The 18,544-nt window shown below is 56.2% G+C and carries 16 protein-coding genes; 13 read left to right on the top strand and 3 right to left on the bottom strand.

Annotation, left to right across the window (positions count from 1 at the left end):
• Nucleotides 1-213 precede the first annotated feature (213 nt).
• The 3 genes from AC2FNN_RS15770 to AC2FNN_RS15760 form a co-directional block, all read right to left on the bottom strand.
• Entirely contained in the window at nt 214-1,383 is a 1,170-nt protein-coding gene (locus AC2FNN_RS15770; RefSeq protein WP_496759466.1) for an ABC transporter substrate-binding protein, read from the bottom strand.
• Entirely contained in the window at nt 1,380-1,964 is a 585-nt protein-coding gene (locus AC2FNN_RS15765) for an ANTAR domain-containing response regulator (protein ID WP_496759473.1), read from the bottom strand. Before AC2FNN_RS15765 ends, AC2FNN_RS15770 begins: the two co-directional genes overlap by 4 nt.
• Nucleotides 1,965-2,557: 593 nt before the next feature.
• Nucleotides 2,558-3,211: a GntR family transcriptional regulator gene (locus tag AC2FNN_RS15760; RefSeq protein WP_496759465.1), complete on the bottom strand. Its 654-nt coding sequence runs from the start codon at nt 3,209-3,211 to the stop codon at nt 2,558-2,560.
• Nucleotides 3,212-3,419: 208 nt separating this feature from the next.
• On the opposite strand from AC2FNN_RS15760, the gene AC2FNN_RS15755 reads away from it, so the two are divergent.
• The 13 genes from AC2FNN_RS15755 to AC2FNN_RS15695 all read left to right on the top strand — a co-directional run bounded on the left by AC2FNN_RS15755 (nt 3,420) and on the right by AC2FNN_RS15695 (nt 18,347).
• Nucleotides 3,420-4,502, top strand: coding sequence for a Gfo/Idh/MocA family protein (locus AC2FNN_RS15755; RefSeq protein ID WP_496759464.1), 1,083 nt, complete (start codon nt 3,420-3,422; stop codon nt 4,500-4,502).
• A 100-nt stretch (nt 4,503-4,602) separates the two neighbouring features.
• Nucleotides 4,603-5,613, top strand: coding sequence for a sialic acid TRAP transporter substrate-binding protein SiaP (locus tag AC2FNN_RS15750; protein ID WP_496759463.1), 1,011 nt, complete (start codon nt 4,603-4,605; stop codon nt 5,611-5,613).
• A 30-nt stretch (nt 5,614-5,643) separates the two neighbouring features.
• A complete protein-coding gene (locus tag AC2FNN_RS15745; RefSeq protein WP_496759462.1) occupies nt 5,644-6,219 on the top strand; it encodes a TRAP transporter small permease in 576 nt (191 codons plus the stop codon).
• Nucleotides 6,216-7,511: a TRAP transporter large permease gene (locus AC2FNN_RS15740; RefSeq protein WP_496759461.1), complete on the top strand. Its 1,296-nt coding sequence runs from the start codon at nt 6,216-6,218 to the stop codon at nt 7,509-7,511. The genes AC2FNN_RS15745 and AC2FNN_RS15740 overlap by 4 nt, the downstream gene beginning before the upstream one ends.
• Entirely contained in the window at nt 7,511-9,397 is a 1,887-nt protein-coding gene (locus AC2FNN_RS15735; protein WP_496759460.1) for a bifunctional sugar phosphate isomerase/epimerase/4-hydroxyphenylpyruvate dioxygenase family protein, read from the top strand. The genes AC2FNN_RS15740 and AC2FNN_RS15735 overlap by 1 nt, the downstream gene beginning before the upstream one ends.
• Nucleotides 9,339-10,271 carry a shikimate dehydrogenase gene (locus AC2FNN_RS15730; RefSeq protein WP_496759459.1) on the top strand — a complete coding sequence of 311 codons (933 nt, stop codon included), beginning with the start codon at nt 9,339-9,341 and terminating at the stop codon, nt 10,269-10,271. Before AC2FNN_RS15735 ends, AC2FNN_RS15730 begins: the two co-directional genes overlap by 59 nt.
• Nucleotides 10,268-11,083 (top strand): citryl-CoA lyase, encoded by an 816-nt coding sequence (locus tag AC2FNN_RS15725; RefSeq protein WP_496759458.1) that lies wholly within the window; start codon nt 10,268-10,270, stop codon nt 11,081-11,083. Before AC2FNN_RS15730 ends, AC2FNN_RS15725 begins: the two co-directional genes overlap by 4 nt.
• Nucleotides 11,073-12,260 carry a Gfo/Idh/MocA family protein gene (locus tag AC2FNN_RS15720; protein WP_496759457.1) on the top strand — a complete coding sequence of 396 codons (1,188 nt, stop codon included), beginning with the start codon at nt 11,073-11,075 and terminating at the stop codon, nt 12,258-12,260. The genes AC2FNN_RS15725 and AC2FNN_RS15720 overlap by 11 nt, the downstream gene beginning before the upstream one ends.
• Nucleotides 12,250-12,924 carry a hypothetical protein gene (locus tag AC2FNN_RS15715; protein WP_496759456.1) on the top strand — a complete coding sequence of 225 codons (675 nt, stop codon included), beginning with the start codon at nt 12,250-12,252 and terminating at the stop codon, nt 12,922-12,924. The genes AC2FNN_RS15720 and AC2FNN_RS15715 overlap by 11 nt, the downstream gene beginning before the upstream one ends.
• On the top strand, nt 12,917-14,107 hold the full coding sequence (locus AC2FNN_RS15710) for a Gfo/Idh/MocA family protein (RefSeq protein ID WP_496759455.1): 1,191 nt from the start codon (nt 12,917-12,919) through the stop codon (nt 14,105-14,107). The genes AC2FNN_RS15715 and AC2FNN_RS15710 overlap by 8 nt, the downstream gene beginning before the upstream one ends.
• Before the next feature lie 154 nt (nt 14,108-14,261).
• Nucleotides 14,262-15,176, top strand: coding sequence for a sugar phosphate isomerase/epimerase family protein (locus tag AC2FNN_RS15705; protein ID WP_496759454.1), 915 nt, complete (start codon nt 14,262-14,264; stop codon nt 15,174-15,176).
• The gene (locus tag AC2FNN_RS15700; RefSeq protein ID WP_496759453.1) at nt 15,157-16,566 is read left to right on the top strand and encodes an aldehyde dehydrogenase family protein; all 1,410 of its coding nucleotides are present in this window, start codon (nt 15,157-15,159) and stop codon (nt 16,564-16,566) included. The genes AC2FNN_RS15705 and AC2FNN_RS15700 overlap by 20 nt, the downstream gene beginning before the upstream one ends.
• Nucleotides 16,566-18,347: a thiamine pyrophosphate-binding protein gene (locus AC2FNN_RS15695; protein WP_496759452.1), complete on the top strand. Its 1,782-nt coding sequence runs from the start codon at nt 16,566-16,568 to the stop codon at nt 18,345-18,347. Before AC2FNN_RS15700 ends, AC2FNN_RS15695 begins: the two co-directional genes overlap by 1 nt.
• Nucleotides 18,348-18,544 lie beyond the last annotated feature (197 nt).

The following is an 18,544-nucleotide window of genomic DNA, read 5'->3' as shown; positions in this document are numbered from 1 at the left end:
GTCCGCCGGGAGGAGGTGGCGGATGGTCGAGCGGCTTTGCTCTTGTAAGGTGCCCTGGATTATGGGCGAATTCCGTCGGTGGGCTTCGTTGCCTTCCGATGTCCCGATTAAGTCAGTCGCGCAGCAGGACGTCATCAATTTTCGGTGTTTTCATCTTGAAAATTCTGCAATGCAGCAAGAAATTATGCTGCGCTGCAAAAATTTTGTGCAAACTTACCCCGTAGGCTCGAAAATGCGCCGGTCGAAAAATACGTTCCGAGACAGAATCAGGCTGCCATTGGCCGAGGCAACCGGCGTCGACTCGGTGAGAGCACCTTCAAGTTTCTCGGATGTGCCGGGGGTTTCAACGCCAAGCCCCTGCAACTCACGACGATAGAGATCACTGCGAAAAACCTTGGCGGCTTGTCGTTCCGCTGTCCCGACGTCCAGCCCGTTTCTTAGCGCCAATTGATGCGCGACCCATTTCGCCTGACTGCGCCACGGGAAGGTGGCAGCACCGTCAAAGAACTCGAAAAACCCATCCACATGGCGTTGCTCGCCGCGCGCCGAGATAGTGAACTCACCCATCAGCGCCCGGTCGATTAGTTCGGGTGAGACGTTTAGGTAGGTTTTGCGCGATAACATCTCGGACGCGGTTGTTCGGCTGTCCGTGTTTGATAGCCAACGTCCCGCGTGCCAAACGGCCCGCATGAGGCTGCCCAGCAAATGCGGTTCGGTTTCGGCCCAGTCACTTCTGACCGCCAGCACTTTTTCAGGCGCACAGGTCCAGATCGCCTTGCCGGGCAACAGCAACGCGCCAACATTGTCATCCACGGCGAATGAGCCCCAAGGCTCGCCCACACAAAAGGCATCGATCTCGCCACCTGCAAGCGCCTGCGCCATTAAAGGGGGCGAGACGGTGCGGATTTCGACCTGCTTCGAAGCCAGTTCGGTTCCCGCAACCCAATAGCGCAGCAGTTCAACATGCATCGAATATGGAAAAGGCACGCCGAACACCAAAACGTCACCAGCAGCCTTTGCCAGTGCAGCCCCAGCTGCAGCGGCATCAGTAAAATCGAAGCCATAGCCCTGATCGGTCAGACGCCCTGCCAATTGAGTTCCAACACCTATGATGTTGCCATTCAGGGATAGGACAGACACGGCGGACAGCGGCGTCGCAATACCGCCCAAACCCAAGGCCATCGCAACGGGTACAGGTGACAACAGATGCGCTGCGTCCACATGCCCAAAGGCCAGCATATCGCGCAGAGACGACCATGACGGGGCCGGGCGCAAGTCGAGCGAGATGCCTTCGGCATGATCAAACCCCAACTCGCGCGCAACGATCAACGGGGCCGCGTCGACCAAAGGCATGTAGGCGACGGGCAGGGTTACGGTTCTCATGACAACAACTCCGAAGCAGTGACCAGGGCCTCAGCCACCTCGGCAACCCGGCGGTTTTGGTTCATCGCTGTTTTGCGCAGCAGAGCGTAGGCCTCGTTTTCCGGCACGCCCTTGGCCTTCATCAACAGCCCTTTGGCGCGGTCGATCACTTTTCTCTCTTCAAGCGCGCGGCGGGTTTCCGCCAGCTCGGTCCGCATCTGGCGTAGTACCTGAAACCGGGCGATGGCGGTATCAATCACAGGTTTGATGCGCTCCGCTTGCAATCCGTCGACTACATAGGCCGATACCCCGGCCTCAACGGCGGCTTTTGCCAACCCGCCAGCGGCGCCCGAGACGAACATGGCCACTGGTCGATCCATCGGACCAGAGGCCACTGTTAGCTCCTCCAGCATATCCCGCGATGGATTGTCTATGTCGATTAGAACGATGTCTGGGTTACGCATTGCAATTTTACGTGCCAGCCCGGAGACATTGCCGATTACAGAAACGTCTACGTCTCCGGACTCCTTTAAGGCATCCACAATTGCAAACGCACGTTCTTGATTCTGTTCAACGACAACGACGGTGAGGTGTTGTTTCATAGGCACCCAAATGAACCCAAGCTTCATCGGTCGCAATTCATAGGCCACTAAGTATTTCACGAGGCTACCAGCTTGCCTATTTTATCACCTTGTTTTTATGTGCCGCGGAATGTCTGCACAGTTTTTCTACATGCCATCAAGGGAATCGGCATTGAACACTGGCATGCGCATTGGGTCGACTCTTTGGCATTCGATAGGGCCACTCTCTGGATCGTTGAGATCGAAAGGCGCTTCCACGAAAAATGCGAAATCGAAGGTCCGCTTTGATAGACGGAACCAAGTCACTCAACGATTGCTGCGAAAGCCCGCCCTCCGCTAGACCTGCAGGGGTCGCCGTCGCGATCCGCCAGCAGCTGCCGTTCGAGCGACCGTAGCGAATTCACGCAAAGTCCCGCAAAGTGTGAGTTCGAGCAGGCAAAGATTTTTGCAGTGCGGCGAAAGTCCGGTCTTATGGGCCGCATTGCAGCATCACTAGTAGCGGCCGGATGACAGCTCTGGGCCGCTAACAAACTTCGCGGTTTAGATGTGGAATTTTGAGATATTCCCTGCCAAATCGACCTGAAGTCGTCGAGGCACACAATCAGTATGCCGCCTTACATAGCCTCCAATGTGTGGGCGAGGCCATTTCTGATGTGATCTTCCAACAGTTTCTTGGCTGTATCAGCGTCTTTGGCCAACGCGGCATCGAACATGCGTTTGTGTTCTTGGGCTGCAACCTCACCTCGGTAGGTCAGTACAAGCATCTGGTAACGAAGGTACTTGTCATAGATGATTGAGTGAAGGGATAAGAGGTTCTTGGAATTACAGGCTGCAATCATCGCTTGATGAAATTCTGAATCGTACCTTTTCCAGGTTTCCTTCTCAGAGTCATCTCCCTTGAGAAGGCGTTGCTCCATCAAATGCAGCTTATGATGCGCAGCGACCAGGTTGCCTTCCCAGTCCGTGTCGCCATTCGCAATGGACAACTCCAACGCGTGGCATTCCAACAGGGCGCGCAGCTCTGCGATCTCGGTCAGGTCTTCTCGTGAAACTGGCGTGACCAGGAAACCCCGTTGCTCGGGAGCTTCGACAAATCCGTCGCTGGCGAGCCTGTTCAGCGTTTCACGAAGTGTCGAAAGGCTTGCCGAGTAGCGTTCCTTCAAGGCGTCCAGCTTCAGTTTGGAGCCGGGCTGCAGCTCCCCGAAGATGATGTCCCGCTTGATGCGCTGATAGGTGCTTGCACCTATCGTAGACGGCTGTTTCGCCATGCGTTTCACCCGATATTTTCAGTTTCCTCGTTCAATTAGCATTTTCCAGAGACATCAGCAATCCAAACTGATGTATGGTATAAATAAAAATATCATACATTATTGCGGAATCGCAAAAACCCCAATACGGTCGTGGCGAAGTTGGGCAAGGCAGCCCGATCGCAATCATCGGTTTCGGGATTTTCCGGACCCTCCGGAAGGAAGCAAAGTGTCTAAGAACTTTCGCATTGCCATTGTCGGCATTGGTCTTGTTGGACGCCGCCACGCAGACGCTATCCGAGCGTTGCGCCATGTTGATCTCGTCGCGGTAGTCGACCCCAGCGATGAAGGTCGTGCTTACGCCGTTGAGCACGGGGTTGCATGTTACGAGACCCTCGAGGAAATGTTTGCAAATCAGACGCCGGACGGAGCTGTTCTGGCGACCCCAACTACGCTTCATGTTGATCAAGGCCTGACCTGCGTTCGACATGGCTGTCCCATTCTCGTCGAAAAACCGATTGCCGTAGAAGCCACCGCTGCACTTGAGCTTGTTCAAGCTGCGGAGAAGGCCAATGTGCCGCTGATGGTCGGACATCATCGTCGACACAATCCTCTGATCCGGTCGGCTAAGGAAGCCATTGTCGATGGGAAGATTGGAGATGTGCGCGCTGTCCATGCGAATTGCTGGTTCTATAAGCCAGACGAGTATTTTGATGCTGCGCCCTGGAGAAAGAAACCCGGTGCAGGACCCATCTCGGTCAATCTTGTCCACGATGTGGATCTGCTGCGGTACCTGGCTGGGGAAGTTGTGACCGTACAGGCTCAGTCGGCTGCATCGCAACGCGGTTACGACAACGAAGATGTTGCCGGTGCTCTGTTGACGTTCGAAAGCGGGGCGATAGGGACCATAAGTGTGTCCGACAGCATCGTTGCTCCATGGAGCTGGGAGATGACGTCTCAGGAATATCCAATCTATCCTTCAACCGCTGAGAGTAGCTACATGATAGGTGGCTCTCATGGGTCGTTGTCCGTTCCCGATCTTCGACTGTGGAGTTACCAGAGCGAGCAAAGGGATTGGTGGGCGCCAATCTCATCAACCGCGCTGAAGAAGGGTGCGTCTGACCCTCTGGTCAATCAGCTTAGGCACTTTGTTGAAGTAGCTCGGCGCGAAGCAGTGCCGATTGTGTCTGGATGGGAAGGTTTCAGAACGCTTCAAGTTATTGAAGCTATTCAGAATTCCTGCAGAACAGGTGAGACGGTCAGGATCAAAAATTTACAAAAAACACCAATGGAAGATATGACGGCAGTATAAAATATCTGATATTTTGCAAAAAATCTTGCAAAATTTCCAAAATAGGTCAAAACTCTGAATCGCTAAAAAGAAGCATCATGATGTCTCAGGGAGGAGCAAAGTGATTACCAAACTTACCCGCCGGGCTGCTGTATCAGCCCTTGTTGCAACCGGTGTTCTGTTTGGCGCAACAAGCGGTGCGCTGGCGGAAGACAAAGTGCAACTTCGTCTCGCAACATCAGGATCGGAGACCGACCAGCGTTCGGTCGCCATGGCCGAGGTTTTTGCGCCCATGATCGCTGATTTCGCAAGCTACGAGCCCAGCTATAATGGAACCATCTTTGCCCAAGGCACCGAGTTGGACGCCATCAGTCGGGGTAACCTGGAAATGTCGATCACCTCGGCGCAGGAACTGGCGCAGTTCTTCCCCGAGTTTTCGATCTTTACCGCAGGCTATGTTCACCAGGACGCCGCGCATCAGGTAGCTGTCTTCAACGATCCCTTGATGGATGCCTTTAAGCAGAAGGCCGAAGAAGAACTGGGCGTCAAACTGCTGTCGGTCATGTATCTGGGCCGTCGTCAGGTGAACCTGCGCCAGCCCAAGGATGAGCTGACAGTCACGACGCCCGCAGACTTGGAAGGCGTGAATCTGCGGATGCCGGGCACCGACGCATGGCAGTTCCTTGGCAAGGCGCTGGGTGCCGCGCCGACACCGATGGCCTTCTCCGAAGTCTATACAGCGCTGTCGACCGGTGCCGTTGACGGGCAGGATAACCCGTTGCCGACCGTCGTCGACGCCAAGTTCTATGAAGTGACCAATCAGATCGTCCTGACATCGCATCTGGTCGACCTGAACTATATCGCCATCGGCAAAGAGGTCTGGGATGGGCTGACACCGGAACAGCAAGCCAAGGTTCAGGAAGCTGCGGACGCAGCAGCTGAATCAGGCCGCCAGAAGCAGCTTCAGAAAGAAGAGGATCTGGTCAGCTTCCTGAAAGAGCAGGGCATGGAGATTTACGAACCCGATCTCGCTGCGTTCCGCGATCAGGTACAGTCTATGTATCTGGACAGCGAGTTCGCTGGCTCATGGCCCGAAGGCGTTCTGGATCAGATCAACGCTCTGGGCAACTGAACCCAGTAAGACAGGGGAGGGAGAACCATAATGAAAGCCTTTATCAAGGGGTTCTCCCGACTGACCGAAGCGATTGCCGGCGGGATGCTGGCGGCAATCTTCCTTATCTTCCTTCTCCAAATTCTACTACGGTACTTCTTCACCCCAGCAGGCTGGACGCTGGAATTGATCGGCATTCTTTGGGTCTGGGTGATCTTCTTCAGTTGCGCTTTCATCGTGCGAGAACGTGATCACGTGAAGTTCGACATCATCTATCTTTCGGTGCCGATGCGCGTGCGGCAGGTCTTTGCGATGCTGGCCGCCGCAGCGATCGTGGTCGGTATGCTCTACAGCTTCCTTCCGACGTGGGACTACATCGACTGGATGAAAATCCGCAAGACATCGACTGTCCGCAATCCTTTCTCGGGTGAGAAGATACCGCTGCGCACAGTATTCTCGATTTACGCGGTATTCATGCTGGTCGTCGCAGCGCGCTACGCGTGGCTATTCTTCGACGTCATGCGCAATGGCCCACCAAAGACAGAGTTGGAACTGGTCGTTGGGTACAACGTGGTTGACGATCATCCCCGTGTCGACGTCGAAAAGGATGAGGAAGTTAAAAAATGAGTTTTGAACTTCTTTCCTGCCTGCTCGCTCTCTTTCTTCTGGCAGGCATCGGGACACCTATCGGCTATTCCATCCTTTTGGCCTCATTGGTGTATCTGGGCACGGCCGGACTGGACGTCGCCCTCGCGGGAGAGAAGATCCTGCAAGGCTTTTACAAAAGCACGATCCTGCTTGCCGTGCCATTGTTCATCGTCGCCGCGAATATCATGAACGCCGGGTCGATCACGGACCGTCTGCTGAACTTCTGCGTCGCTGCTGTCGGTCGTTTCAAGGGCGGCCTTGGACACGTAAACGTGGTAGCGTCACTGATCTTTTCGGGTATGTCCGGCTCAGCTGTCGCGGATGCCGCGGGGATAGGCAAGATAATCATTGAAATGATGACCAAAGATGGCCGCTACAGCCGGGGCTACTCAGCTGCAATTACGGCGGCGTCGGCAACGATCGGCCCGATCATTCCACCCTCGATCCCGATGGTTTTGTACGCGCTTGTTTCCAAAGCCTCTATCGGGTCGCTGTTTCTGGCCGGTATTCTGCCGGGCCTGATCATGGGCGTCGTTCTTATGGCGATGAACTATTATCTGGCCGGAAAGCGGAACTTTGCTTTGGAAGAACCTGTTCCACTGCGTGAATTGCCTGCAAAAACCGCCAACGCGTTCCCGGCACTGCTGATGCCCGCAATCCTGCTCTACGGCATATATGGGGGCGTCACCACTCCGACAGAGGCCGCCGCAGTTGCTGCATTCTACGCCCTGCTTCTGGCAGCGTTGTTCTACCGCGCGCTGACCTTCCGTGGCCTTTATCAAGTGTTCGTCGACAGCGCGCGCTCTTCCGCCGCCGTTGGGGTTGTGATCGGTGGCGCGTTCATCCTGAACTTCATCGTTATTCAGGAGCAAATCCCACAGTCGATCTCGGCACTGCTGGAGGGTTCCGATGTTAGCCCGATTGTGTTCCTGATCCTCGTAAATCTGCTGATCCTCGCGCTGGGATGCGTGTTAGACGCAACAACGATCATCCTGGTGATTGTGCCTCTGTTCATTCCGACCTGCGAAGCGCTTGGGATTGATCTGGTGCATTTCGGGGTGCTTGTCGTCGTGAACTCGATGATCGGTCTGATCACACCGCCCTATGGCATTCTGCTCTTTGTGATCAACGCCGTGACGGACATTCCGCTGCGCGAAATTATCTCGGAAATCTGGGCCTTCCTGGCGGTACTCATCTTCGCCTTGGTGATCATGATGCTGATGCCGGATCTGGTCCTGTGGTTGCCACGTATGTTTGGATATCAGGGATAATGTGCCTCTCGATTTCGACAACGTCGATCCCCGGTGATCTGGCCGAAAAACTAAGCGTTGTCGCTGACGCGGGATTCGGGGGTGTCGAATTACACGAACCGGACTTGACCGCTTTTGACGGGCCGCCTTCGCAAATTCGGAACATTACATCGGACCTCGGCCTGAAGATTTGCCTGCTGCAACCCTTCCATAACCTTGAAGGCCAGTCTGGCGGCGGACGGGAGCGCGCCTTTGATCGACTGAAGCGCAAACTCGACCTGATGAGCGAGTTGGGAACAGAATTGCTGCTCATCGGGTCTGCCTTCGAGGTCGATGTCGCTGCGACCGAAGAACAGGTAATCGCAGATCTTGGCGAGGCGACCCAAATCGCTAAAGAAATGGGGATGCGTCTGGCCTATATGGGCTTGCCATGGTCGGATCTCATCCACTCGGATGAGCAGGCGTTAGGCGTCGTTGAAGCTATCGACAGCCCTTATTTGGGGTTGGCCTTGAATTCCTTCTTCTCGCTTGCCGACGGGTCCAAACCAGCCCGCCTTCGGGACATTCCTGGAGATCGGCTGTTCCATGTGCAGCTATCCGATGCACCCCGACTTGAGATGGATATTCGCAGGCTCAAACGGCACTTTGGGCTTCTGCCGGGGCTTGGGTCACTGAACCTTGCGGGCTTTGTGCGGGTGTTGTCCCGCGCTGGGTACAAGGGGCCTTGGTCCATTGCGCGTGTCAATGAAGCAGCTCCTCAACCCGATGGCCTGATACTGGCCCGAGACAGCTACAGGTCGCTGGTGAACCTGTTAGATGAGGTTTCCCGGACCGAACCGGGAACAGATTTCGGTATCCCGGACCTGCCGGAACGCGTCTATGCGTCAGGCTTCGAATTCGTCGAATTTACAGCCGACGAAACAAGCGGCGCGCAGCTGGCAGATATGCTGTCAGCAATGTGTTTTCGAATGGAGCGAAAACACGTATCCAAGTCCGTCGAGCTGTGGCGGCAGGGCGCGATAAACATCGTCGTGAATACAGAAAAGGAAGGTTTTGCCCATTCGGCGTTCCTGGGTCACGGCCCCTCCGTTTGTGACATGGGGTTGCGTGTCAAAGATGCGGATCAGACGGTTCAGCGCGCGACCGCGTTGGGCGCGCCGAATTTCTCGCAGCCGGTAGGGACCGGGGAACTGGACATCCCGGCCATCCGAGGTGTTGGTGGAAATGTTGTCCACTTCATAGATGAGAAATCCGATCTGCATCGGGTTTGGGACATCGAGTTCGAGCCAGTCGCCAAGACCAAAGCCATCCAGCCCGCCGGTCTGCGCCGCATCGACCATCTGGCACAGACGATGCGTAACGATGAGATGCAAAGCTGGCTGCTCTATTACATTTCGACTTTTGAAATGGCAAAATCCCCGATCGTGAACGTTGCCGACCCATCGGGTGTTGTGCAAAGCCAAGCCATCGAAAGCCCCGAGGGCGAAGTGCGTTTAAACCTGAATGGTGCAGTTGGGCGCCGAACACTGGCGGCATCATTCCTTGAAGACGGTTTCGGAGCGGGCGTTCAGCACATAGCCTTCCAGTCGGACGACATATTTGAAACCTCAGCCCAATTGCGGAAGTCCGGCTTTCCCAGCCTGTCCATCCCAGAAAACTACTACGCTGATCTGCAAGCGACATTCGGGTTAAGTGAAGACCTGATCGCCCAATTGCGCAGGGATAACATTCTCTACGACCGCGCAGCGGGTTCCGAGTATTTTCAGATATACAGCCGACCTATCTTTAACGGCTTCTTCTTTGAAATTGTTGAGCGCCGATCTGGCTATTCCGGCTATGGCGCGCGCAATGCTGCGTTCCGATTGGCGGCCCAAGCGCGACACCACATGGCGGAAGGAACAACCTGATATGAAGGCCGCACTAATCGGACAAGGGATTTCTGGCTCCATGACGCCTGAGATGCACGAGGCAGAAGGTCGGGCGCAGGGCATCGATCTGAGCTACGGTAGGATCGACACTGCAAAAGAGCCATTTCGTGGAATGTCGGTCGCTGATTTACTGCATTATTCCGTTGAATTAGGCTGTGCGGCGGTCAACGTGACACACCCCTACAAAGCGTCGGTGATTGATCATCTTGATGAGCTTTCCAAGACTGCTGAGGAGCTTCAAGCTGTCAACGCGGTGGTTTTTTGTGACGACCGAATGGTTGGCTACAACACCGACTACATAGGTTTCCACAGTGCCTTCGGAGATTTTTTGGGATCATCGAAGACTGAAACGGTTCTCATGTTTGGTGCTGGCGGCGCGGGCAGTGCAGTCTCTTTGGCTTTGCTTGATTCAGGTGTTCGAGATTTGGAGATCATCGATCCTGACTTCCACCGAGCGCAGGCGCTGGTCAGTCGGCTAAAGGTCTTGCGTCCTTATACAAGGCTTCAGGGTTCCCCCTCAATTTCGTTGGATCGGGTCAAATTTGTGGACGGAGTGGTCAACGCAACACCGCTGGGGATGGACAAGTACCCCGGGTCGGTAATTGATCCATCATTGTTGCGGCCGGGTGCTTGGGTGGCAGATATCGTATATTTCCCGCTCGAGACACACCTTCTGAGCAGCGCCCGCACAACTGGTTTGAAAGTGATGAATGGTGCTGGAATGGCAGTTCATCAGGCTGCAGCGTCTTTTGAAATCTTCACCGGCTGTACCGCCTCAATCAGTCGCCTTCAAAGCGTTTTCGTTTCACTTCGTCAGCAGCGCATGAGCGAGTTTAGAGGTGCAACGGTATGACAAACGACGAGCAAGCCATCCGCCAATGGTGGCGCACATCCATCATCGACATGAAACCCGGCAAGATCGCGTTTCGTGGCAACGCCATAGAGGACTTGATCGGGAACGTATCTTTCCCGCAGATGATCTGGCTGATGGTGCGGGGTGATCTGCCCAGCGACGCACAAGCGCGCTTGTTCGAAGCTGCTTTGGTCGCAGGCGTGGATCACGGCCCACAGGCTCCCTCAATCGCGGCTGCGCGTATGGCCGCCACCTGCGGGGTAGGTCTCAACAATGCGATGGCGACTGCGGTGAACATGCTGGGCGACGTGCACGGCGGGGCAGGAGAGCAGTGTGCAGAGCTGTACTATGATATCGCAGTCCGCATGGATGCGGGAGCTTCGCTGAATGACGCTGTTCGGGATGGCTTGGACAGCTGGCGCGAGACGTACGGAAAGATCGTATCGGGCTTTGGTCACCGTTTTCACAAGCCTGTCGACCCGCGCGCGCCCCGGCTGATGCAACTTGTTCGTGATGCGGCAGATGATGGCACTGTTTCTGGCCGGTTTGCCGATATCGGAGAAGAGGTTCAGGCTGAACTCGGCCGTCAACGCGGTGGTCGGCCAATTGCCATGAATATCGACGGCGCGACAGCCGTGATCTTCTGCGAGCTTGGCTTTCCTGCGCCCTTATCACGAGGGCTGTTCTGCCTGTCCCGCTCGGTCGGAATACTCGCCCACGCCTGGGAGCAAATGGGGCAGGGCGGTCGGAACAAAGGGCCGATGCCCCCGAATTACTTACCCCTCTACGAAGACAGGAATGATGACATTTGAGACATCGAAATCCTTCCGGGTCGGCCTTATTGGCTGTGGTCGTATCAGCGATATCTATCTAAAAACGCTATCCAAATTCTCAAACGTCGAGGTCGCGGCCTGTGCAAGCCTTGATCCTTTTGAAAGCCGCGCCAAAGCGGATCAATACGGCATCGCCAAGGCCTGCGCGCCAGATGAAGTGTTTGACGATCCGACGATTGACTGCGTTCTGAATCTGACAATTCCGGCGGCGCATGCCGAAATCAGCCTGCGCGCGTTGGAAGCGGGCAAGCACGTTTATTCAGAGAAGCCGCTGGTTATGAATCGAACGGATGGTAAAGCGATCCTGCACATGGCCTCTGAAAAGGGGTTACTGGTCGGTTGCGCGCCCGACACATTTCTGGGCGGTCGCTGGCAGACCGTTCGGCGCTTGATCGACGAGGGTGCCATTGGCAAACCGACAGGGGTTTTTGCCCATGTCGGTACCCACGGGACAGAACGCCACAATCCCAACCCGGATTTCTACTATAAGGCGGGTGGTGGGCCCTTGCTGGACCTTGGGCCATACTACCTGACCGCCATGATCTGCTGCCTTGGTCCCGTTGACCGGGTCGCCGGAATGGCTCGGCGCACGTTCGACAAAAGGATGATCGAAAACGGCCCTCGCAACGGTGAATGGATGGATGTCGAGGTCGACACGCATTCCCTAAGCCTGCTTCAGTTCTCCTCCGGAGCTATAGGGTCGATGACCATGAGCTTCGACGTCTGGGACAGCGAAACGCCGCGGTTCGAGATCTACGGTGAAACCGGCACCATCAGTATCCCTGACCCTGACCCGGTTCACGGAGCCAACATCTTTCAGGGGGATGTCTGGTTGAAGACGCGGGAAACCTCGCGCTGGTCTCATCAGCCTCGTCCAACCGGCCGCGAAGACTGGCAGGTGATCGAAAACAAACACGGGTTCAATGAAGACAGTCGCGGGCTCGGCCTTTTGGATCTGGCCCTGGCTGCGCAAGAAGGACGCCAACCTCGTGCAAGTGGAGCGCTTGCCTACCACGTTTTCGAGGTCATGGATGCGATCGAGCGGGCGCCGAAATTTGGCGCCTATCAGACGATAGAAAGCCGTTGCGCGGCTCCGGAGCCTCTGCCGGTCGATTTCCTGAACGATGAGAGGACGGAGTTGGCGCATGCCGATTGAGACACTCGACTTTGCCCAGCCATTCTTTCGTGTCCAGCACATCACCGATGAAGACAGAGTATCGGTTGAGGGTCGCGCCATTGTTCTGAACCTTGGGCGGCTGGGTCTCTCAGTTGAGGATCAATCCATTGCTCCGCTTTCGTCCGTTATCGTGCAAGATAGCTCTCTAATCGGCGTGGAACGTGCAGTCATTGTCCACGGTTTCGACGCCCATGCCGATGAGAACGAGTTGTTCGCTTGGGTGAAAGATACATGGCCATCTGCCTTTGATGTTCGCCAAGAGGAGCGTCTGCGCGGTGTCAGCCACTACATGTCGCCAAAGGTCTACGTGGGTAACGTTGGACTGACCATGTACCATTCCGGTTCGGTTCCATTGAATGTCGGGTTGCACAAGGATCATCCGTTCTGTCCGGTACCAGGGTTCCGCGAAGTGCATACGCAAATCGTTGGCTTTGGCAAAATGCAGCAATGCCGCGAAAGGGACGTTGAAACCCTTTACCTCGAAGAGTTCATGGCCCCCGGCACGACGCACAAGCCGATGTATGACGCTGAAGGCAACTATCCCTGGCATCAATACGAGACGATTACCCCCAGCATCTTCATGGCTGTCGAGATATTGCCCGAAGGCGCATGGGTTCCCGGAATGGAGGTTCAGAATGGCTGAGAAGCTTCTACCCGACGACCTAAATTTCAACGGTCCGTTCCCCCGGCTGTCTCGCCGTTTACGGCTGGGCGTTGTTGGGGGTGGACGGATCTCGGTCACGCAAGCAACGGCTGCGCGGATGACCGACCGGTGGGAGGTCGCCGCAGGCGCGCTCAGTTCTGACGCAGCGCGCAGCAAGGCGCGTGGGGTCGAGTGGTTTCTGCCGGCCGACCGGTGCTATGCGTCATTCGACGAGATGGCACAGGCCGAGTCGGCGCGCCCGGATGGTGTGGACGCGGTGATGATCACCACCCCGAACCACGTTCATTTCGACGCGGCCAAAGCCTTTCTGGAGGCGGGCATTGACGTGCTGTGCGACAAGCCCCTGACCAATGAAGTCGCCGAGGCTGAGGGGCTTGAGGACATCACTGCGCGCACGGGACAGGTCTTTGCCGTCGGATATGCGATGTCGTGCTTTCCAGTGATCCGGCAAGCCAAGCAAATCGTGGCCGACGGAGCTATCGGTAAAATAAACCAAATCCACGTCGAGTTCATGCAAGACTGGATGACGCCCGAAGATGTGGCTGATGCGCCTCATGTAAAGTGGCGGCTGGACCCCAAGATTTCTGGTCCAACCAGCTGTGTCGGCGATATCGGCACCCATGCCGCGCATCTCGCCAGTTTTGTCTCGGGCTTGCCCTTGACCGACCTGCGGGCCGAGTTTCATGTCTGCGGCGCGCCAAAGCCTTTGGAAGACACGGTGTTGATGTTCACTCGTTACCAAAATGAGGTTCCGGGAACTTTGATGGCAACTCGACTTGCCCCCGGAAATCGGGGTGGGTTGCGGTTGCGGATCTTCGGGAGCGAAGGAGGTCTGGAGTGGGACTTGGAGAATTCAGAACAGCTGAAATTCAATCAGTTTGGTGAGCCGGATCGTATCATCAGCCGAGGTCACGGGCATGGTATGGGACCCGGTGCGGAACGTCTGATTCGTACCGCGCGCGGCTTCCCAGAAGGGATTATCGAAGCCTGGGCCAACCTCTATACGGAATTTGCTATGGCCGTAGCCGGGCGTCGGGATGGCGTAACCGTTCCGACCGATTGGCTTACTTATCCCAGTGTCGAACAAGGCGCAGACGGTGTCCGATTCATTGACGCCTCTGTGCGCTCTCACCAGTCCGGAGGGGGCTGGGTCACTCTCTAAGGCTCTGCCGACACGAATGTAAAACATGCCCGGGCCGTTGCCCGGGCGTTTTCATTTCCTTCCCAGCATTAAAAGTTGATATTTTATAAAATACCAGATATTTTTAACAACATGTGATGAAAGTAAGATTCGCAGGCACGTGGAGCTGTCGTTCATGGTGAAACCCGAAGAGGCCGGCGCAAGCCCCTCTCTCTATTCCTTGGCGCATCTGACGCTGATCGGCTGTACGCCGCCCGAGCTGGTCTATATCGCCGCCCGCGCCGGTTATGATGCCGTCAGCCCCCGGTTCATTCCGATGCATGTGCCCGGAGAATTCACCCAATCCCCAATCGACAAGGCGCAGGTGCAAGCCACCAAAACTGCTCTCTCTACCACTGGCTTGAAAGTCCTCGATGTCGAGCTTGCGCGCATCACCGAAGATGTCGATCCGCGCAGTTTTGAGCCTTCGTTGGAGGTGGGCGGGGAGCTGGGCGCCAAACGCATGATCATGAGCGCGTGGACCAACACCCGCGATGATCGTGACTTCCTGATCGACGTCTATTCTGAAACCTGCGAACTGGCGGCGCCCTACGGGCTAACAGTGGACTTGGAATTCCCAAGCTTCTCTCGCTTGCGCACTCTGGACGAGGCACTTGATATCGTCCGTGCCTCCGATCAGCCCAACGGCGGTATTCTGGTCGACACGCTCTACCTGCACCTCAGCCGCGTGGATCTTGGAGAGCTTTTGCACGTCCCTTCGGACCTGTTTCACTTCCTGCACATCTCTGATTGCCTGCCCGGCATCGCCGATACGCGCGAGGGCATGATCCAACTGGCCCGCGATGCGCGGCTCTATCCCGGCGAAGGCTGGATTGACTTCACTGGCATCATCGAACGGATGCCGCCCGTCGACTACTCCATTGAATTACCCAACCAAAGCCGCGTTGCCGAGTTGGGATATGAAGAACACGCGCGTCGCTGTCTCAGCCACGCCAAGCGAACATTCGGTGAGGCGCGGTCACAGCGTCGTATGCCCGATGCTGCAATTCTAAAACACCAAGAGGATCATCATGGGCAAAGAGCTCACTGAAAACGACCGACAACTCGCGGCCGATATGCTGGCACGCGCCCGCGCTGCCATGGCCGAGATCGAGGATTGGGATCAGGACAAGCTGGACCGCCTGTCTCAGGCAATTGCGTGGTATGCTGGGAACCAGAAGACCTTCACGCGTCTGGCCCAGCAAGGCGTGGACGAAAGCGGTATCGGAGATCGCGAAGGGCGTCCCGCGAAGCGTTTCAAGATTCACATGGTGCTCCGTGATGTCCTGCGCACTCCATCGACCGGTATCGTCGAAGTAGATGAGGAAAAAGGACTGGTGAAGTATGCCAAGCCTGCCGGTGTGATCGCGTCTCTGATCCCGATGACCAATCCGGCAATGACTCCTCCGGTAACCGGCGTGTCCGCCGCGAACGCCCGGAATGCGGTCATCTTCAGCCCACACCCACGAACCGCCCATACCACTTTTGAGATGGTTGAGGTCATGCGTGCTGCTTGCCGTGCTGCCGGTGCCCCCGAGGACTTGTTTCAATCCATTCGCAAACCGTCGATCCCATTGACGCAACATCTGATGGAGATCTGCGACTTGACTTTGGCGACGGGCGGCAAACCCATGGTCAAAGCGGCGTACAGTTCAGGGCGTCCAGCCTATGGTGTCGGCGCAGGCAATTCATCCATTGTCATTGATGAGACTGCCGATCTGGATATCGCCGCGCAGAATACCCGTATTTCAAAGACCTCCGACTTTGGGTCGGGCTGCTCGGCCGACGGCAACATCATCATCCAGCGTTCAGTTTACGACGATATGGTCAAGGCGCTTGAAGCCGAAGGCGGGTATCTGTGTTCGGATGAAGAGAAGGCCATGCTCGAAGCCGCCATGTGGGATGAGAAGGGAAACCGCACGTTCCCGACCATCGCCTGCCCGCCGCAACAAACGGCCAAGGTCGCCGGTTTTAGAATCCCCGAAGATCGCAAGTTTCTGATGGTTGAAAATCAGGGGAAAATCGGCCCGCAGCACAAGTTTTCGAAGGAAAAACTGACCACGCTGATGGCGCTTTATCACTTCGACACATTCGATGATGCGCTGGAAACGGTCAGCCAGATCTACAACACCGGGGGCAAGGGCCATTCCTGCGGCATCTACAGCCACAATGACGATCACATCGACCGGTTGGCGCGTCTGGCTCCGGTCAGCCGCATGATGGTTCGACAGCCTCAGTCCAAGGCCAATGCGGGTGCCTGGACCAATGGCATGCCTATGACCAGCAGCCTGGGCTGCGGCATCTGGGGCGGCAACATCACCAATGAAAACGTCACCATGAAACACATGATGAACTACACCTGGGTCAGCCGTCCCATCCCCGAGGATCGCCCCTCGGAGCCGGACCTGTTCGGTGAGTTCTACGGACAGGAGGTCGCGTGATGGACGGAGCGAAACTGGAAGGCAAAACCGTCGCCGAGCATATCGTCGACTTCCTTGAGCGTCGTGAGGTCAAACATGTGTTCGGTCTATGCGGCCACACGAATATTGCGGTTCTGGCCGCGTTGGCGGAAAGCCCCATCGATTTCGTCACCGTAAGGCACGAACAAATCGCCAGCCACGCGGCGGACGCTTATGCCCGCGTGACGGGCAAGGCCTCGGTGGTGTTGTCCCATCTCTCCCCTGGGCTGACCAATTGCGCCACCGGGGTCGCCAACGCGGCACTGGACTGTATCCCGATGGTCGTGATCGCGGGCGATATTCCTACGCACTACTACGGCAAACATCCGCATCAAGAGGTGAACCTGCACGCAGACGCCGCCCAGTGGGAGATCTATCGCCCCTTTGTCAAACGCGCTTGGCGGGTAGATCGGGCAGACCTGATGGCCGAGATTCTGGAAAAGGCGTTTCACCTCGCCGAAAGCGGCCAGCCCGGGCCGGTACTGGTCAATGTCCCCATGGACATCTTTTCCGAGGTGATCCCCTCGGACAGCTTCGACCGTATCCGCGACAACACGCGCGCGCTCAAGAAACCGTCGATTGATGACGAGACAGCGCGAGAGATTGTCGAAGCGTTGGCTAAAGCCGAAAACCCTGTCGCTTATGTCGGTGGCGGTATCCTTCTGGCACAGGCCAGCGAAGAGTTGCGAGAATTCGTTGAACATATGGGCCTTCCAGTCGCGCATTCCCTGATGGGTAAAGGCGCGTTGCGAGACGACCACCCGCTTGTGCTTGGAATGACCGGGTTTTGGGGCACTGAGCTGGTCAACCAGTCCTGCCTGAACGCCGACTACATCTTTGCGGTGGGAACCCGGTTCAAAGAGGCCGATTGTTCCAGCTGGTATCCCGGCTATACGTTCAATATTCCCAGCTCAAAGGTCATCCATATCGACATCGAACCGCAGGAAATCGGCCGTAATTATCCCACCGAGATCGGCGTCGTCGCGGACGCAAAGGCCGCTTTGCGCGTCCTCAAACGGGTCGCCCGCGAGATGTATCCGGACGGCTTCAAACGCCCCGCGCTGGAGCAGAAGATCGCTGACTTCCGGACGGACTTCAAAGCGCGCAACGTGGAAATGGCGACCTCATCGGCCTTTCCGATGATGCCCGAGCGCATTCTGGCAGATACCCGCAAGGCACTGCCCGAGGATGCCATCATCACCACGGACGTTGGGTGGAACAAGAACGGTGTCGGACAGCAATTTAATATCCTTACCCCCGGTTCAATCCTGACCCCGGGCGGGTTCGCGACGATGGGCTTTGGCCCTCCTGGCGCGATCGGCGCGAAACTGGCAGCACCTGACCGAGTCGTACTAAGTTTGGTTGGCGATGGTGGTTTTGGTCAAAACCCCTCGATGCTGGCAACGGCGGTAGAACTTGATCTGGGCATTATCTGGCTGGTTATGAACAACAACGCTTTCGGCACTATCGCGGGCCTTCAAAAGGCGCATTATGGTCTGACATATGGGACCACGTTCCCTGGATCAGCCGCCGCACCCGCAAACGGACCGGGTTATGCAGATATTGCAAGAGCTTATGGTGCAGAAGGGCACAGGCTCAGTGCTGCTGATGAATTGTTGCCCGCATTGGAAGCGGCAATCGCCAGCGGCAAACCAACCGTTCTTGATGTCCCAATGATCAACAACCCAACACCAACGACCGGACATTGGAACATCTTGGACATATACTCGCCGGACAAAGAGGTATCTCACGTCGCGACTTGACGAAACTGGGCGCGTTCAGACGCGCCCAGTTTCTTGTGTCAATGCTCATCCGTGTTCGAGCAAATATCAACAGCTCCGTCGCGGCGTAGGTTCTGGACCCATTAATTTTGTTGCCGCCATCTCGGCTGCGTGATTCAAACCCCTGAGTTTCAGGGGTGTATCATGAGCAATCTATTCTGGTTGACCGACGAGCAGAT

The organism is Ruegeria sp. BHSA118, from assembly GCF_059613405.1.
Note: the sequence above shows the minus strand (reverse complement) of the source record. Positions and strands in the feature narration are given on the sequence as shown.

Coding starts and splice junctions, on each gene's coding strand:
- AC2FNN_RS15770 (WP_496759466.1), bottom strand. CDS start 1,383: ATGAGAACCGTAACCCTGCCCGTCGCCTACATGCCTTTGGTCGACGCG.
- AC2FNN_RS15765 (WP_496759473.1), bottom strand. CDS start 1,964: ATGAAACAACACCTCACCGTCGTTGTCGTTGAACAGAATCAAGAACGT.
- AC2FNN_RS15760 (WP_496759465.1), bottom strand. CDS start 3,211: ATGGCGAAACAGCCGTCTACGATAGGTGCAAGCACCTATCAGCGCATC.
- AC2FNN_RS15745 (WP_496759462.1), top strand. CDS start 5,644: ATGAAAGCCTTTATCAAGGGGTTCTCCCGACTGACCGAAGCGATTGCC.
- AC2FNN_RS15740 (WP_496759461.1), top strand. CDS start 6,216: ATGAGTTTTGAACTTCTTTCCTGCCTGCTCGCTCTCTTTCTTCTGGCA.
- AC2FNN_RS15735 (WP_496759460.1), top strand. CDS start 7,511: ATGTGCCTCTCGATTTCGACAACGTCGATCCCCGGTGATCTGGCCGAA.
- AC2FNN_RS15730 (WP_496759459.1), top strand. CDS start 9,339: ATGCTGCGTTCCGATTGGCGGCCCAAGCGCGACACCACATGGCGGAAG.
- AC2FNN_RS15725 (WP_496759458.1), top strand. CDS start 10,268: ATGACAAACGACGAGCAAGCCATCCGCCAATGGTGGCGCACATCCATC.
- AC2FNN_RS15720 (WP_496759457.1), top strand. CDS start 11,073: ATGACATTTGAGACATCGAAATCCTTCCGGGTCGGCCTTATTGGCTGT.
- AC2FNN_RS15715 (WP_496759456.1), top strand. CDS start 12,250: ATGCCGATTGAGACACTCGACTTTGCCCAGCCATTCTTTCGTGTCCAG.
- AC2FNN_RS15710 (WP_496759455.1), top strand. CDS start 12,917: ATGGCTGAGAAGCTTCTACCCGACGACCTAAATTTCAACGGTCCGTTC.
- AC2FNN_RS15705 (WP_496759454.1), top strand. CDS start 14,262: ATGGTGAAACCCGAAGAGGCCGGCGCAAGCCCCTCTCTCTATTCCTTG.
- AC2FNN_RS15700 (WP_496759453.1), top strand. CDS start 15,157: ATGGGCAAAGAGCTCACTGAAAACGACCGACAACTCGCGGCCGATATG.
- AC2FNN_RS15695 (WP_496759452.1), top strand. CDS start 16,566: ATGGACGGAGCGAAACTGGAAGGCAAAACCGTCGCCGAGCATATCGTC.